Source organism: Neobacillus bataviensis (genome assembly GCF_019969725.1).
Genome location: NZ_JAHXYW010000001.1, coordinates 505525 through 522762 on the forward strand (window position 1 = coordinate 505525; position 17238 = coordinate 522762).

Consider the following 17238-nt stretch of genomic DNA (forward strand, 5'->3'; position numbering starts at 1 on the left):
GGAAAGAGCTAAACTTAATATGTTTAGCTCTATTTTTCTATCTTATTTCAAAACCATTTACAATCCCCAAATTGACCACTCTTTACTGAAAAAGAGCAATAAATTCATTAAACAGAATAGAATCTCCTTCTATATGTAGTTCCCCTGTTTGTTTTGCCACGTCACTGGTTCTTGCTCCTATTATAATTTCCTTCCAAATCTTTTCGTCCGCTTTAATAGTAAGAGCTGGTTCTTGGGCTACTCCTTTTCGAATTTCTGCAATCCCTTTTCTAATCTCAATTTTATAATCTGCAGCTTGATCGATAATCCCAACATTTACAGAATACGCTTTATCGAGGCATTTCTCGGGTTTAAGGAGAATAGTCATATTTGAAAAGAAGCTGTCAAGCGGCATTGCATGTGCATAAGACATCCTAGTTTGTAAAGGTTTGGTTTTCGGTGATTTGGAGTTGCCTTTTAACTCATTAGCCTGTGAAAGATAATAGGAGCGATTATTGGAATTAAAAGATCTTAAACCAAGTTCAGTTAATGCACCTATTTTTATTTGTTTAACATCATCATTGTCAGGCAATAATTTCAAAAGCAGATCCGAAAGCTCTGCAGCCCATTGATACTCTTCTTTTTCTAGTGCCTTTTTCGCCTCTTGAACTAAGACGTCCGCTCCTCCTGCTAATTGGGCAATTTTCTGTGCATAAATTCTTGGAGGCAGTTTTTCCAGATTTGTAGCGTTCCCATCAAACCAGCCTAAGTAACCATCATAAATAGCTCGAACAGCTTGCGAAACACTTCCATAAAGTTCCCGAAGCTCACTATACTCCAGCAAATGGTTAGGCAGAGTAATCTCTTCAACAAGCTGGTCCGGAGTTTTACCTTTATTCATTCCACGAACAGTGCTATCATGAACGAATTGAATGGCATCTCTATACATGGTTAATAGCTCAGCGATTTGTTCGGAACCAAAGACCGGTTCCGTATGCCCGAGGACTAAATATTCTGCTTGAAGATCCCTCATTTTATCTAGGGAATGAACCCATTGCAAAACAGGTCTTGGAGAAGTTCCTCTAATGGTGTACAAATTTGGGAAAGCAGGATAATAATTATCTGCACCCAGCAATACTTTCTGCTCTGGAATCCAAATAAAAATTTGATCATCTGTTTCCCCAGGAGCGGAAACAAGCTGTAAGGTTATATCTCCAATGGTTAATTCCAACGAATTCTCAAAGACCTGTGTCGGGAATATTAATTTTTGTTTAGTTGGACTCACCCTTAATGAAGGACCTAATCCGCTGCATGGTGTATGTTCAGGCGGCAGGTAAACCCCAAATTGTCTTCCCCCGCGTCTGTCTAGAATGTTTTTAAGTTGGTTGAATTGAGTAGTAAAAAATTCAACTGTTCTTATATTAGAATAAATTTCTGTATGTTCATTCATGAATACTGACGCACCGTTCACATGGTCTGCATGTCCATGGGTATAAATGATTGCGGCCGTTGGAAGTGGTGAAATTTTATCAAACTCTGCCTTAATCTCCTCTGCAGCCTCAATGCTTTCAGTCGTATCGACAATAATATTTCCATCTTTAGTAACAATAAGAGTTGAATTTCCAAGGCCATACCCTACAGCACAATAAATGTTTTCGGTAACTTTCTGTATCCTTTTTTCAAAACGTTTTTTGTGCTCCTCTAAATAAGCAAGAGCTTTCGCTTTCTCATCTATAATCATTTTTTGCATTACATTTTCCTCCCTATTTATACGAATCAAAAGATCTTAGCTAACGGATGATGTAAATTTGTTTGAAGATTGAATATTATTAACATGATCGTGAGATGGCCTTGCAAAAATCGCAAAAAGAGCCGCACCAACAACTAAAAGAACTGCGAGTACGTGAATATTAAGATTGAAGCCGTTGTTTGCCCCTGCCCCTTGAATGACCTTACCAAAAATGATGGGTCCGATGATCCCTGAAGTAGTGGCAATGCCCATCATAATCCCGGACATCAGCCCTTTTCTCTCAGGAAGGAGACTGTTAACAACGATCGGGCAAATGGTAAACAACAATAAAATGAAGGCATTCTCAAAAATTAAAGCAATAATCATTAGCGGTACTGAATTTGTTATAGTGTAGATGTAAAATAAGACTCCTGCCGCGGAGACACATATGGAGGATAACAAAACACGTGATAACCAAACATTCTGGGTTTTCTTATAGATTCTGTCAGAAATAACGGAAGCAAAAACCGATAATACCGCCCCAGCACCCCCGCTAATAGCTTTCATGTATCCCATTATTTGTGGAGAAACATGTTTGACCTCTGTTAGATATGCTGGGCTAAAAACAAGGCTGAAAGTAATCACTGCATATCCAATGAAGGCAATCAAGGTTGTAAAAACAAAGGTCGGTGAACGTAAAATTTTGAAAGTTTTTCCCCAATCTATTTTGGCAGGAACAGTGTCTACCTTATTGACTGTTAATGGGGGTTTCACCCTGCCTAACCATAGCCAAAAGATGAAAAAGGCCAAACTTACAACCCCAAGGCTGAAAAACGCTTCGCGCCATCCGAATTTGGCTATGAGGAGCACTAGTATTGGAACAGATACTGCCTTTCCGATGGTATTCCCTAAGTTCAAAATGGATAAAGCGAATCCTCTCGATTCGGGTTTGAACCATTTACTTAAATGACTAACAGCCGTTGCAAAAAATGGACCTTCCCCAGCACCGAGCATTACGCGCGTCAATATCAATAAAGGTAACCCTGCCACAAAGAGAATCATAGATTGGGCAATCGTCCAGACAAGCGCCATAATCAAGAGCATTTTTCCAGTGCCAATCCGGTCAGACAATCCAGCACCAACTATCCCTGCAATTGAAAATAACCAGAAAAAACTGCTGCCGACTATCCCCCATTGGCCATAGTTTAGATTCAAATCATGCATTATCGGAACCGCTGCTAATCCCGTGATTGTCTTATCAGCAAAATTAATAACCGCCAGTACGAAGATTGAGAATAATATAAGCCAACGCACGTCTACCATCCTACCTTTCAACACACAATTCATTTTGAGGAAACGCTTCCAAATCAGAATAAAAAATAATAACTATCTATTAAAGCTGTTCTAGAAAACCTTTGGTCCCCCACCTCTTTTCGTTTAATTTTACAAAAAATTATGAAATGCTTGAATTTATTATACAATCTAGATTATCATTAATAAAATTAAACATTTTAATAGATACATTAGATAGATTTATAGAAAAGGGAGAAATCCATGCAGATTGAACAATTAGAATACGTGATCGAAGTAGCAAAAGCAGGAACCATTTCAACCGCTTCTAAAAACCTTCATGTTACTCAATCCGCTGTCAGTCAATCTATTTCATGTCTGGAAGAAGAACTGGGGGTTACGTTGTTCCATCGTTCTCGTACAGGGACCATTCCAACCGATGAAGGTAAAAAAGTTATTCAAAAAGCCTATGAAATTATCACGAAAATCCAAGAATTAAAGCTTGAAATGCAAAGTGTAAAAATGGTTGTGAAGGGTGAATTAAAGCTAGCTTCTATTCCAACATTCATGACCTTTCTCCTCAATCCGCTCGCTGCATTTAAAGCAGACTTTCCTAACGTGAATCTTGAAATAAAAGAACAAGAAACACAAGAAGTGGTAGATTCGGTCAATCAAGGTAATGTTGACATTGGGATGATCGCCATTCATGAGGGACTCAAGGATAAAACGGAGGATTTAGAGTTTTTACCGTTAATTAAAGGAGAAATGAAAGTTTATGTGCCCAAAAATTCTCCACTCGCGATTTATGATACGGTTACACCACACGATTTAATTAATCAAACCATTGTGATGTACGACGGGGACTATGTTAAATGGTTTGTCAATAATTTCTTACAACAATTCGGTCCATTGAATATCCTTTTTAAATCCAACAATACAGATGTTATTAGAAAAGCGGTCTTAAAAAATCTAGCCATCACCTTTTCTCCCGATTGGTACCCAAGAAACCACGAGTTACCGTTAAAAGATAAGATAAAAATGCTACATATCATCAATCATCATCCAGTAAACATGGCATTTGGACTAGTTTATTCAAAGAAAAGACCCCTTTCTGCATCGTCGGCAAAATTCATTAAGTATGTAGAAAAAGCATTCCAAACAAAGGATCATTTTACAAACTAATTCAAAAAGAAAGAAAGCTGGGAATGAAATCACATTCCCAGCTTTCTTTCTATTAAACGGTTAACAGCCCTTGGGCATACTTATGTTTTATTTCCTTCTTATCAATCTTTCCAATCGGAGTAAGTGGGAACTTATTCTGGAAATAGACCACTTTAGGAACCATATACTTCGAAGTGCTCTGCTTGCAAAATGCGATGATTTCCTCCTCCGTACAGTTGAAACCTTCTCTTATGGCTACAACGACGCAGACCGCTTCGCCCCAATCCGGATCGGGAACACCTATACACGCACTCATCGCAACAGCGGGATGATGATTGACGACCCTCTCCACTTCTGAAGAATAGACGTTCATTCCGCCAGATATAATCATATCCTTCTTCCGGTCTACAATATAGAGGTAACCATTTTCATCCATCCTCCCAATATCACCCGTATAGAACCAACCGTCACGAATGGCTTCTTCAGTAAGTTCGGGTCTTTGATAATATCCCGCCATCATGGCAGGAGATTTTACGATGATCTCTCCCAGTTCATTTAACTCAACATCCTTCCCTATATCATCAATAAGGCGGATCTCTGTCAAAAGGCACGGTTTCCCGCAGCTCTTCAAGACTTCCTGATTGTGATGGTAGGCCCAAAAATGGGCACTTTTGGATAATCTAGAAATAACAATATTGCATTCTGTCATTCCGTACTGCTGGCGCATAATAGGTCCAAACACTTCAAACGCTTCCTTCAAACGCTTTGGTGAAATAGGAGAAGCACCGTAATAAATATTGCGCATCGAGCTTACATCATAATCCATTTTCTTCGTCTGGTCGAGAAGCCTGTACAGCATGGTTGGAACCATGAAGGTGGTTGTAATTTTATATTCCTTAATGTTTTCGATAAACTGTTCAGCATCAAAGGAACGCATGACATAGATATGGACGCCTGAGGTTAGAGCCCTCCAAAGCAGAGAGCCGGCGGAATGCACGATTGGCGTGCTCAACAATACCTTGTCTCTGTCGTCTAGCGGGTCTTCAATGGCAGCAGAAAGAAGGCCGGCGGCCAATCCTTCCTGTGTATGCATGACGCCTTTGGGGGTGCCCGTCGTCCCTCCTGTGTACGATAGGACAGCTAGATCTTCCGGCATGGCGGCAGGCAAAGCGAATTGCTTTTTTTCCTTTGGCCACTGGAATTGCTCAAACTGGTCTGGATACTCAACTCCAAATTCGGGAAGCCCAATAATATGGATATTCGGACTATTAGATTCTTCCAAGTATTCAAGAATGGTTGCAGTATGTGCTTGGGAAGCCATAATGACCACTTTTGGTTTTGCTTCCCTCAAAATGAAACCAACTTCACGAGTCCCCAGTTTCTCTCCTAACGGGACTAACGTTCCTCCACTTTGCTGGACTGCCAAACCAAATAGAACCGCCTCTAGGCTATTAGGAATCAGAGTGGCAATATGGGTGCCCCTCCCGCAACCTAATTCGAATAAATATGAAGTTAGGAGTTCTGTTTTGGCCAACAACTCCTTATATGTCAACGTCTCCTCTGATGGAAGCAAGGTCACTGCGGGCAGTTCGCCAAATCGTTTTAATCCTTTAAGAAGCAATGACTGGAATGTCATCTTTTGCATCATCAATCTTCCCCTCCTCCAAAACTATCAAACTATGATTAATCCCTTAATAATTCTTTTGCAATCGTATTTTTTTGAATTTCCGAGGTCCCAGTAAGAATTCGGTACATTCGTGAGCTTCTGTACATTTTTTCGACCTGATGCCCTTTAACCAATCCCTGAGAGCCGAATATTTGAATAGCTTTATCAGCGACACGGTTAACTACTTCTGATGCAAAGAGTTTGGCCATCGAGGCACCTGAACGCTCTTCCTCTCCCCGATCAATTTTTTCAACCACATCGTAAACCATACATCTTGCTGCGTAGATATCTGTAGCCATTTCCGCTAACATGTGCTGAATGGCTTGAAAATCCGCAATAGGCCGTCCAAATTGTACTCTCTTTTTAGCCTGTTCTACTGATAAATCAAGAAGGTGCTGAGCCATCCCGACAAAACCGGCAGCGTGGGAGGCGCGATTCGTGTTTATTCTTTTCAACCCAAGGAGCAAGCCTTTTCCCGGTGCTCCGATAATGTTGGAGGCAGGTACACGGCATTGGTTAAAAATTAATTCAGCATGAATGCGTTCTCCCGAGATTGGAACTTGAATGTTCCCCAGTTCAAAGCCGGAATGGTGAGGTGTTTTTTTATCTACTAGAAAAGCTGTGACTCGTGGTTTCTCTCTGTCTACTAATTCTTTCGCTATGACTATAGCAAAATCAGCATAAGGGGCTGCACTGATAAAGTGCTTTTTCCCAGTTAATATATAGTCCTCTCCATCTCGAACGGCTGTGGTTTCAATTGCAAAGGCATCCGAACCAGCATTTGGCTCCGTAAGTGCAAAGCAGCAGCCTGCATTTCCGGCAACCACTGGGATGACATATTTTTCGATTTGCTCCTTTGTAAAGCTTTCCAGCATTTGACCAATTCTTAACGGCCCGCCAATTTCCCCAAGTACTTGACCCCATAAAACGGCTCCAGAGCGAGCCAATTCCTCTTTTAATTGGCAAAGTCCTTTTAAGCTGATATCCTGTCCCCCATATTCAATCGGGAGGTTAATTCCATAGAATCCTAATTCTCTAGATCGCTGCCTTACCCAGTTAATCGCTTCCCTTGGAATATCTTCCTCTGCATTCAGCTGGTGCTCCTGTTCATATGGAAGCAATTCAGTTTGAATAAAATCCTGCAATTTGGTACGTAGCACCTTTACGTCCTCTCCCAGCGTCGTTAACATTGGTTTCCCTTCTTTCAGTTTTTTTATCATTGTTTAAATATTTTAAATCTTAAACCAATTATAAATATAAATTATTTTTAAGTAAAATAAACAATTATTATGTATGCATAAGTGTAATTTATGTAAATCAAATAAAAAAATTAGTTCCCTATCCTTGTAGGAAACTAATATTTTAAGGTAGTAGTATAGGATTCTAGGCATTTGATAAATTCCTTGGCTGCTTTTGAAAAATTCAGTTTCTTCGATCGTACGTAACCAAGCTCCATTAAATTGAGATGATAATTGGTCAAAGGAATAGGCACAAGCTCACCGCTCATGTAATACGGATCATTGTTAATACCAATTTCGTAAGATAGCGTGATCGCTAATCCCTCGGCAACCGTTTTTTTAATAACCTCTGTATTATTGGTTAGAAATAAAATATCGATCTCGCCATATTTAGTAAAAAACTCTTGGAGAAATGCTTTCATATTGGGCCCGTTATAAAAAACGAGAGTTTGATCCTGCAATTCTTGTGGTGTTATACTTTTTCTACCGGCCAAAGGGGAATTTCTACTGACAGTCACAACCACCTTAGCTTCCATCAAGGTTTGAAAATCCAACTCTTCCTCTTTCGGATTTTCTCTCGCGATATTTAACAAGCCAATGTCGATTTTATTTTGTAAAACATCCTGGATAATCTCTTGTCCCCCTTTTTCTTCTATAACAATTTTTACATTGGGATACTTTTTCTTAAACAAAGCCAAAGATTTGGGCAGCACCGTCAGAAATAACCCCTGTGTGGCTGAAAGTCGTAATTCCTTCTCCATCGTGCCCGTATGCGCTTGTGCGCTATCTTTTATTTCTTCCAGCTTGCTTAAAACTTCGTACGCTTTTTGAATGATGTCCTTCCCTTCATCCGTTGGTACTGTTCCCAATCGCGACCGCTTAAAGATTTTGATGCCCAGTTCTTTTTCAAGACTTGTAATTGCCATGCTGATTCCGGCCTGTGATATATGGAGACTTTCAGATGCAGTAGAAATCGAACTAGTTTCAGCGACCTTAATGATATATTCCAATTGTTCAATATTCATGAATGATTCTCCTTCTATTTCTCTTAATTGAATCATACAACGAATAGAAAGCGTGTTCAAATCACAGAGAATATTTGTTTTATTAAAATTTTATACAGCTGCTGTTTTATTTTCATAGCCTTTTGTTGACTTTGCTGAATTACTTTTTATGGAAAGGGCAATTACCGTTCCTACTAACGCTGAAATAACTAAAAACCAGAAGGCTGCATTATAGGAGCCCTTAAATAAGCTAATAATTAAGCCGATTGCTGAAGGGGAAACCGCTCCGGCAATTTGGCCAGCAAATGTTACTAGCCCAGAAGCAGAACCCGTAAGTTCCTTTGGCGAATATTTAATAATAATCGTATAAAGAACAGTTCCGAAGAAAGATAACGCTATGGAATTAAGTGTTAGAAACGTAATAATCATTGCAATAGACGTGGCATTTGCCATTAAATAAAGGAAAATTGCGGAAGCAAGAGCACCTGCAGCAGCAAGATGTTTCTCCCGGCCGGCCATAAATTTATCGAGAACCCATCCACTAACATTAAACATTAGAAAGCCGATAATATAAGGAATGGCCAATAAACTGCCTGCCGCTACAAAATCCACTCCTTTTTCTTTCACTAAATAGATAGGCATCCAGGTGATCAGACCGTAGTTAATAATATTAGATAGAAATTTAAAGGAGATAATCTTCCAAATGTTTTCTATTTTTAATAATAGCTTCAAAGGAACTTTATTTTGTTTCTTGCTGCCTTCCAACTTGTCCTGGATACGTTGCGGCTTCAGGATAAACCAAATTCCGAATGCTATAATCATGCCTAAAATACCAGCAAATGAAAACATCCCTCTCCATCCGATTGCTGCCACCAGGGCCGCAGCAAGAGCGGTACCTAATATTCCTCCTATGTTTTGAGCAGAAAGGAAAAAGGAATTGGCCCTCCCACGTTCTTTTAGAGGGAAATGATCGCGAATGGTAGACATACTAGAGGGATAAAAAGGACCTTCTCCTAATCCAAAAATAAATCGGATGAATAATAATGAAACAAACGACCAAGCAAATCCAGTCAATAACGTAAACAAAGACCAACTAAAGAGGGATAAAGTAATCATGACCCTTGCACCAAATTTATCTGTCATCCATCCGCCAAGCGGCTGCATAAGCGAGTAACTAATAAAAAATATACTAATCAGCAAACCTGTCTGGGACGTTGTAAGATGAAACTCCTGCCCCATTGGAATAACCGCTACATTAATGGCTACCCGGTCAAAAAAACTTAAAACCATTCCCAAAAATAAAAGACCCATAATCATCATTTTTCGATTTCTACTAGCATACATCTCCATTCCTTCTCACTCCAATATCTCATTTTTTCGTTAGCAACTTAAACGGAAGCGTTTTCAATTAATAGTTCAGAATTTTATTAATGTTAGATTAATTCTAACATAAATCCAATTTAATTAAATTCAATGATTGTTATGTAATCATAAGTTATATTTATATATGTACAATAAAAAGAGGCCGTCAAACGGACCTCCTTTCATCCTCTTTTAGTTTGTGATCGGCTGGACAAAAAGCCCATCGCCCTGCAGCCATTCGGCTAAAAATACTTTTTTGTAATCCGTTATATTTTGCTTTTTCAATTGTGATTGCAGCCAGGATTCATCAAAGCCCAATTCCATAATTTCATCCCATAAAACCTCACCGTCCCGGATGATGGTGACAGGAACAAATACTGCTTTTGAAGGGAAATTAAAATCTTCCTGGGTAGTTTTTTGAAATTTTGTCTTTTTTAGAATACTTAAAGACCCGTTTGCCTCTAAATAACAATAGGCCACTTCCCGAATCGAAAAGGTTTCACTTTGCCTCAACAAACTTTGCAGCTGATTAATATTCATCCTATTTTTCCTTAATTCTTCACGATCAATCATTCCATTTTTAATGAGGGCAGAAGGCTTCCCTTCTACCGCACCCCTAAATGATAGGAACTTTTGACTTAGATACTCAACTGTAAAAAGTAATCCTCCCCAAATTGCCATGGAATAAACAATATAGAACACTCCTATTTTATGATCGTATAATGCATTTCCAAGAAGTTCTCCCAATACAATCGCAGCGATAAAGGTAAAAGGTGTGATTTGACTAATAATTTTTTTCCCAACAAACTTCACTATTATGAACAGCGAAAAAAATCCAATGATAAGTTCTAATGTAAGGTACATAATTTTCATTAAATAACAAACTCCATTCAACACAAGGCCTTTAAAGTATTTGTTTAGTATTCTCAAATATTGTGAAAATAATGAAAGGGATGAGGCTTTTATCTCATCCCTTTCATTATTTCATTTATATAATTGCTTTAACACATACAAATATAAATTAGCATTCGATTGGCTCTTCACTAAATCAATTGCCGTCCAGCCATTTTGAAAATAGTGTGTAAATACTTGCCGGGTGCTCATTCTCCACGATAAGGCAAGCTCTGAGCTATATTTCTTAAGATTTTGCATATCACTTGGGACTGGTACAAAAAGAAAACTTGACTCTAAATTCTTCTTGTATTCCGCTTCCAATGGTACGGGGTATCCGTTGGAATCATTCCCTACCTTAATTAATAGGGAATCGCTATTGATTTCATACTGGTTTGGTTTTTCAACCGCTTCATCCTTAATCCACCATTCTACAGTAAAACGATCAGACGGCATCCCTTCATTTAGTTCATCCTGCATTTCTCCATAGCAGTTTTCAACATATGTGTTACATCTTGCTCCAAGCTTATGCAGATTCAAATTTCCATTGACGGTTTCCAAAGGATCGTATGTCCAGGTAATTAAATCATACCCCTTTTTCGATGCTTCTTCTTTTTGCAGGCGTTTCAGTTTTTCACCAATCCCTAATTTCCGATACTCGGGATGGATCCCTAATATATGGGAACATAAATAGACCTTTTCTCCATTAAAACCCGGAAAGCTAAATTGAAATCCAATAAGTTCTTCATCGATAAATGCCCCCAGCATGATTCCCCCATTTTTAATCGCTGTAAGGGTTTGGTGGATTGGTGTGGACTCATACTCACTCCAAATGATTGACTCTAGAACTCTGACATTCTCAAGTTCTTCGATGGTTTCGATAGCACGAATACTGATATTTTTTGTATCGCTCATTCCATGTCTTCCTTTTCCTATTGATTTCACCATTCTACTTCTAAACAACCCTTTTTAGGAAGCTTTTTAACCTGTCGCTTTTCGGACTGCTGAAGAGTTCTAATGGCGGCCCCTGTTCTTCAATGACACCATCACACATATAAATCACCCTGTCTGCCACCTCTTTAGCAAACATCATCTCATGCGTTACCACAAGCATGGTCATGCCGTCCTCTGCCAATTGCTTCATGACCGTCAGAACCTCACTCACAAGTTCCGGGTCTAGCGCAGAGGTTGGTTCATCAAATAACATAATTTTTGGATTCATCGCAAGGGCGCGTGCAATGGCGACTCGCTGCTGCTGACCACCTGACAATTTGCGGGGATAAACATCCTTTTTATCCCTAAGTCCCACTTTATCTAAAAGGGATAATCCATTTTCTATCACTTCAGCCTTCGATTTTTTCAAAGCATGGATTGGTGCTTCGATTATATTTTCCAATACCGTAAAATGGGGGAATAAGTTAAATTGCTGAAATACCATCCCCACTTCACGGCGGATTTTCTGGATAGTTCTTGGCGAATAATTGAGTTCGGTTCCATCAATCAAAATTCGGCCGCCTGATAGGGTCTCAAGGCCATTTAGGCAGCGAAGGAGCGTACTCTTTCCCGAACCGCTTGAGCCGATAAGAGCTACTACTTCGCTAGGATACACCTGTAAATCAATCCCTTTTAGGACTTCCAGCTGATTGAAACTTTTATGAACATCTTCAATTTGGATGATCGGATGAAGATGATCTTTCACTCGATTGGACATTGCCCTTCTCCCTTCTTAATGTTCGCTGATAGACAATTTAAATTCTACCTTCCTCAGGAAAAATGATAGGATTGTTGTCATAATTAAATATAAAAGTGCCGCGGTAATATAAAATTCGATAAAGGCATAGTTCGTTGCGGCAAATCGCTGGGAAGTCATCATCAGTTCCGAAACCGTTACAAGCGAGGCTAACGATGAATCTTTTAATAAAGTAATAGATTCATTGCCGATAGCCGGGATGCTCACTCGTAAGGCCTGAGGAAAAATAATCCTCCGCATAATGGTAGGATAGCTTAGTCCCAACGACTGTGCAGCTTCCATTTGCCCCTTAGGGATGGATAAAATCCCTCCTCTTAAAATCTCCGCAATATAGGCACCTGCATTGATTCCAAGAGCTAAGACGGAGGCAGTGAACGGTTGTAATTCAATCCCAATTTGCGGTAAGCCGAAATAGACTAAAAATAATTGAACCAGTAAGGGTGTCCCCCGTAAAGACCAAATATAAAAACTAGCAAACAATGATATCGGCTTAAATTTTGATAATTTCATGACGACAATGACGATTCCCAAGAATAATCCTAAAATGATGGAAAGAATGGAAATTTCAACTGTTAAGACGGACGCTTTTAGCAAGAATGGGATATATTCTTTTACAAGAGAGAAATCTAACATATGTTTAGCCCCTTATCGGATGTCTTTGCCGAACCACTTTTTACTAATCGCTTCAAAGCTGCCGTCTTTTTGCATCTCAGCAATTACCTTATTGATTTCTTCACGAAGTTCATTGTCATCTTTTCGGATGGTGATACCAGCCTTCTCCGTATTCAATAAGCCATCCACTGCTCGGAATGAATAATTCCGATCGATAATAATTTTTGCCCCAACGCCTTGGTCGGTTGCAACCCCATCAAGTCTGCCAGCTACTAAATCCTCAAAAGCTAGGAAATCATTTTTATACAATTTGACATCTGCCCCGTTCTTAGTGGCCATTTCTGCAGCTGTTGTTGAAATCGTTACGCCGATTTTTTTGCCTTTCATATCCTTTGGAGTTTTAATGGCAGAATCCTCTGGGACAAACAGCTGATTACCGGTGGTGAAATAAGAATCGCTGAAGGAAACCTTTTTCTTTCGTTCTTCCGTAATCGCCATATCAGATATAATAATATCAAACTTTTTACCTATTAAAGCTGGAATCATACTATCCCATGGGTTTGCTATAAGAACAGCTTTTACACCAAGTTTTTTCGCAACCTCATTCGAAATGTCCACATCAAATCCTTCTAATTCGTTGCTTTTGTTGATGTAGTTATACGGAGGGTACGCCCCTTCAATAGCAATATGAATTTCACCCTTACTTTTAATTGCCTTTAGAGTCCCACCGTCTGCTGAACCACTCGTTTCTTTACTGCCGCCACATGCTGCCATGATTAACATTAAAACCATGATTCCCATTCCAAGTACAGCTTTTTTCATCTCTCTTCTCCCCCAAATTGTCATATTCACTTCCTATTTTGTTTAAAAGTTGCAAGCACGGTTCGAGTAAGAATTTCAATTCCGTCTAATAATGATTCCCGGTGAAATTTCATATTTGGATGATGCAAGCCAGGCTGTAAATCACAGCCTAACCCCAGCATGGCTGCTTTCAGATGAGGGCGCTCCTTTGTATAATAATGAAAGTCCTCCGCACCTGGCGTTACCACCGGCGCCTTAACCTGCTCCTCACCCAATGTTTCCGCAATCGCTTGAACCATAATCTGTTGGGCTTCTTCATTTAACACTGCTGCATACACTTTTTCTTGATGGTCAAAATCAATTTTAACCTCATAAAGTGCAGAAACTCGCTCTAAAATATGGTCAACTTTTTTAACCAACGCATTCATCGTTTCATTGGTTTGGGCCCTCAAGTCTAAGTGGAATTGGGCCGATCCAGGTATGATGTTACTGTTTTCACCGCCAGCGCTGACCTGCGTCATTTTAACAGAATAAGAGTCATACGGATTTAAACGGATTCCCTTTAACTGCTCGATTATGGTTCCAACCACTTCAATCGCATTCACCCCTAAGTCAGGCCGCGCTCCATGGGTATCAAAACCTATGATTCTAGCAGAAACAGTTTCCGCTGCCCCATGTAAAATACCAGGTGATGCCGTCCCTTTCGAAAGCTCATGAATAGGACGTAAATGGACGCCATATAAAAAATCAATGTCATCCACAACTAGTTTTTCGATCATTTTTATAGCTCCATTGCCCATTTCTTCTGCAGGCTGGAAAATTAATTTTAAACGCCCTGGCAAATCGACCTGTATTTCTTTTAATAAAAGCAGCATCCCTAAAACCATGGTCATATGGGCATCATGACCGCAGGAATGATTGGCTTGAAACGTCCCGTTGACCTCCTGCCATAACGAATCCATATCAGCGCGGACTCCAACGGTCAAAGAATCCTCTTTTCCATTCCCCCATTCACCGACAACACCGGTATGGTCTGGAAAAATCCTGACAAGACATCCGTTTCTTTGTAAAAAATCGGCGATGTATTCAGTTGTTTTTACCTCCTTCCAACTTAGCTCCGGATGCTCGTGTAGATGGTCAAATAACTGAAAAATAATGGGCCTTAATTTTTCCAACGTTTTTTTCATGATCATTCCCTCATAACTTTGTCTAGTCTTGAAGATGGACTGTCTCTTTTTTAACCGTTAACTCCTGAAGTGTATCCTCCTGCACGTCAACCCCTAATCCTGGCTTACCGCTTAAGTGAACGAAAGGAATTTGATATTCCAAATTGCCAATGTCCTTACTAAATAATAATGGACCAGTCAATTCGGTACTGGTGATATTTTTTCTAGCCATAGCAGTATGATAGCCGGCTGCCGAACCGATGGAAGATTCGACCATCGATCCTACTTGGCAGGAGATTCCTGCATATTCTGCCGTTTTAGCCATATGGATCGCTGGATAGATTCCTCCAGATTTCATTAATTTTATATTGATTTTATCGGCCGCATTTTTCTTGATAATTTCATGAAGATGCGAGCCATTATGAACACTTTCGTCTGCCATAATTGGGATAACCGTTTTCTTTCTAAGCTCTGCGAGCCCATCGATGTCTCCCATATTGATTGGCTGCTCTAGCCAAGAGATACGCAGCGGTTCAAGTAATGGAAGGGCCTGAGCTGCGGTTGAATAATCCTTCCAGCCTTGGTTGACATCCACTCGAATTGGGACCTCATATCCTACCGCATTTCGAACAGCTTTCACCCGTTCTAAATCCATATATAGGTCAAAACCAACTTTTAATTTTAAGGAGCTGTACCCTAGAGCAACAGCATGTTTCGCTTTCTCGGCCATAATTTCAGGTTCTTCAATACTTAACACTTTTGCAAAAGTGAGTTCGTCATGAAATTTACCACCGATTAATTCGTATATAGGCTTGCCCGTATATTTTCCCATTAAATCATAACAAGCGATATCAATCGCCGCTTTTGCTGCCGGATTAGCGTGAATGCGGCTCTCCATAATGTGATGGATTCTTTCCATCGCAAATGGGCTCTCACCCTTAATGGCTGGCAATAATTGATGTTTTAAAATTTCAATCGCGCTAAAAAAGGATTCTCCAGTTACATGTTCATCCGGAACGGCTTCTCCATACCCGATTAAACCATCATCCGTTTCAAGCTTCACAATAACGGAAGGCATGTAATCAAAGGTTTGATAAGAAATTATAAATGGTGTTTTTAATGGCAAGTGGATGCCAACGATGTCTGCTTTAATAATTTTCAAGATGATCTCCCTTTCGTTTTAACGACAATGTCGTTAAGATGTCGTTAATTGTTAATATAATAATATGCTGTAAATTCACAAAAATCAATATTTTTATAAATTCAGCATATTACTTAATTTCTCCGTGATATTATATAGCGCACGAGGACGCCCTTGATCATATGGCTGCTCTTCACCGGTAATGTGTAAATATTTTTGTTCAAGGAATCTTTTTATTATCCGTTCCGCTGACCGCCTGCTTACGGCAAAATAATCAGCTAATTCCTGGGCGGAAAAAGAACGAAATTGATTGATTCTCAGAAAATCAAAAAACCTTAGCAAATTCTTCGCCGTCATTTTCAGTTGTTCAGCTAACAATTGAATTTCTTGATCCTCGTTTTTTAACGTATAATGTTTTTCATTTTCAAATAATGGCCCAATTAATTTTTTATCTTCATCTAATAGATAGACAGTTGTCTTTTCCGATGAATGTTTTTCAGTAAAATACAATGCTTGGTTTGCATGGTTTTCCGCATCATTCATGGTATAACCGTATCCAATTCCGATTTGTATGGATGATTTTATTTTCCCTTCAAGTTCTAAGATATTTTGCAATCGCTCTTTCTGAACAGCTTCCAATGATCCTCTATTGGTATAGATGAGAAAAGGCTGGAAATGATCGTGTGACACCCTTGCATTTAACTGTCTTGCCATATCGTGTAAATGTTGTAGGATTTGGAGTCTAAACACTTGTTCATCCGGATGTGATGGATAGTTATTAACTTTAATGGAAAGAACAGCAATTTGTGAATCTTTAGTTTTCTTTAGCCTTGTCAACGATATGGACTTTTCCAATGATTCTTTTAAAGTTTGTTTAGGCTGAACCATATAAATCGATGGGATACCTAATTTCTGAAGATCTTCATATACTGCGTGAATGCTAGTTAACGCAAATTGTGTTTTTTTCTCTTTATAAAGCTCAGCGTGAAACTGTACAAATTGCGAAAAATCAAATGATGACTTCTCTTCCTCAAAGTTAAAAATCCAAGGATAATCTTTTATAAAATTAGGTCCATTTGAAATCTGTATTTCTTTTAATACATTTTCAATGAAATCCTGCTTCGGTAAATCAATCGAAATCTTTTCCAGCGGTATCTTTTTATGAAAATAAATGGAAAATAATGATAACGAAACCACAAACTCGTGAAAAGGAACATAAGTTGCCACTAGTTTGTTCTCGTTTATTTTTCGTTGACCAAAATAAAAGGCAATAGCTCCAGAAAAAAGTAACGTATCAACCTCTTTTCCTGCTTTATCAATCAAATGGTCAATTTCCCAAGGAGATTCATAGGTATAGTCGACAAACGATACTTCTGGAAATAATGGATAATATTCAGAAATGGCTTCGATAAATAAGTTTGATCCTAAAACACCAATGACGAACATAT

15 protein-coding genes are annotated in these 17238 nt (G+C 39.2%); 1 reads left to right on the plus strand and 14 read right to left on the minus strand.

Annotated features, from left to right (window positions below; all coding sequences use genetic code 11):
• Positions 1-82: 82 nt before the first annotated feature.
• Together LC455_RS02545 and LC455_RS02550 are read right to left on the minus strand one after the other, a co-directional pair.
• Positions 83-1729, minus strand: a complete 1647-nt coding sequence (locus tag LC455_RS02545; RefSeq protein WP_223587983.1) for an alkyl sulfatase dimerization domain-containing protein — start codon at positions 1727-1729, stop codon at positions 83-85.
• 36 nt (positions 1730-1765) lie between these two features.
• Positions 1766-3022: an MFS transporter gene (locus LC455_RS02550; RefSeq protein WP_223587984.1), complete on the minus strand. Its 1257-nt coding sequence runs from the start codon at positions 3020-3022 to the stop codon at positions 1766-1768.
• A 240-nt stretch (positions 3023-3262) separates the two neighbouring features.
• Between LC455_RS02550 and LC455_RS02555 the strand changes: the two genes are divergently transcribed.
• Entirely contained in the window at positions 3263-4180 is a 918-nt protein-coding gene (locus LC455_RS02555) for a LysR family transcriptional regulator (RefSeq protein ID WP_223587985.1), read from the plus strand.
• A gap of 52 nt (positions 4181-4232) precedes the next feature.
• Here LC455_RS02555 and LC455_RS02560 read toward each other — a convergent pair whose 3' ends face one another.
• From LC455_RS02560 to LC455_RS02615, 12 genes are all read right to left on the minus strand, one after another.
• Complete coding sequence (locus LC455_RS02560) at positions 4233-5807, minus strand: class I adenylate-forming enzyme family protein (protein ID WP_223587986.1); 1575 nt, start codon at positions 5805-5807, stop codon at positions 4233-4235.
• Between the two features lie 35 nt (positions 5808-5842).
• The gene (locus LC455_RS02565; protein ID WP_223587987.1) at positions 5843-7015 is read right to left on the minus strand and encodes an acyl-CoA dehydrogenase family protein; all 1173 of its coding nucleotides are present in this window, start codon (positions 7013-7015) and stop codon (positions 5843-5845) included.
• Between the two features lie 164 nt (positions 7016-7179).
• Positions 7180-8088 carry a LysR family transcriptional regulator gene (locus tag LC455_RS02570; protein ID WP_223587988.1) on the minus strand — a complete coding sequence of 303 codons (909 nt, stop codon included), beginning with the start codon at positions 8086-8088 and terminating at the stop codon, positions 7180-7182.
• Between the two features lie 90 nt (positions 8089-8178).
• Positions 8179-9411: an MFS transporter gene (locus tag LC455_RS02575; RefSeq protein WP_223587989.1), complete on the minus strand. Its 1233-nt coding sequence runs from the start codon at positions 9409-9411 to the stop codon at positions 8179-8181.
• Positions 9412-9621: 210 nt separating this feature from the next.
• Complete coding sequence (locus tag LC455_RS02580) at positions 9622-10302, minus strand: YetF domain-containing protein (RefSeq protein WP_223587990.1); 681 nt, start codon at positions 10300-10302, stop codon at positions 9622-9624.
• 111 nt (positions 10303-10413) lie between these two features.
• Positions 10414-11235: a GNAT family N-acetyltransferase gene (locus LC455_RS02585; RefSeq protein ID WP_223587991.1), complete on the minus strand. Its 822-nt coding sequence runs from the start codon at positions 11233-11235 to the stop codon at positions 10414-10416.
• A 40-nt stretch (positions 11236-11275) separates the two neighbouring features.
• Positions 11276-12031, minus strand: coding sequence for an amino acid ABC transporter ATP-binding protein (locus tag LC455_RS02590; protein WP_263297654.1), 756 nt, complete (start codon positions 12029-12031; stop codon positions 11276-11278).
• 15 nt (positions 12032-12046) lie between these two features.
• Entirely contained in the window at positions 12047-12703 is a 657-nt protein-coding gene (locus tag LC455_RS02595) for an amino acid ABC transporter permease (protein WP_223587992.1), read from the minus strand.
• Between the two features lie 12 nt (positions 12704-12715).
• Positions 12716-13504, minus strand: a complete 789-nt coding sequence (locus LC455_RS02600; RefSeq protein WP_223587993.1) for a transporter substrate-binding domain-containing protein — start codon at positions 13502-13504, stop codon at positions 12716-12718.
• A 26-nt stretch (positions 13505-13530) separates the two neighbouring features.
• A complete protein-coding gene (locus LC455_RS02605; RefSeq protein ID WP_223587994.1) occupies positions 13531-14670 on the minus strand; it encodes a M20 peptidase aminoacylase family protein in 1140 nt (379 codons plus the stop codon).
• Between the two features lie 22 nt (positions 14671-14692).
• A complete protein-coding gene (locus LC455_RS02610; protein WP_223587995.1) occupies positions 14693-15811 on the minus strand; it encodes a mandelate racemase/muconate lactonizing enzyme family protein in 1119 nt (372 codons plus the stop codon).
• Between the two features lie 93 nt (positions 15812-15904).
• Positions 15905-17236, minus strand: a complete 1332-nt coding sequence (locus LC455_RS02615) for a hypothetical protein (RefSeq protein WP_223587996.1) — start codon at positions 17234-17236, stop codon at positions 15905-15907.
• Positions 17237-17238: the final 2 nt, after the last annotated feature.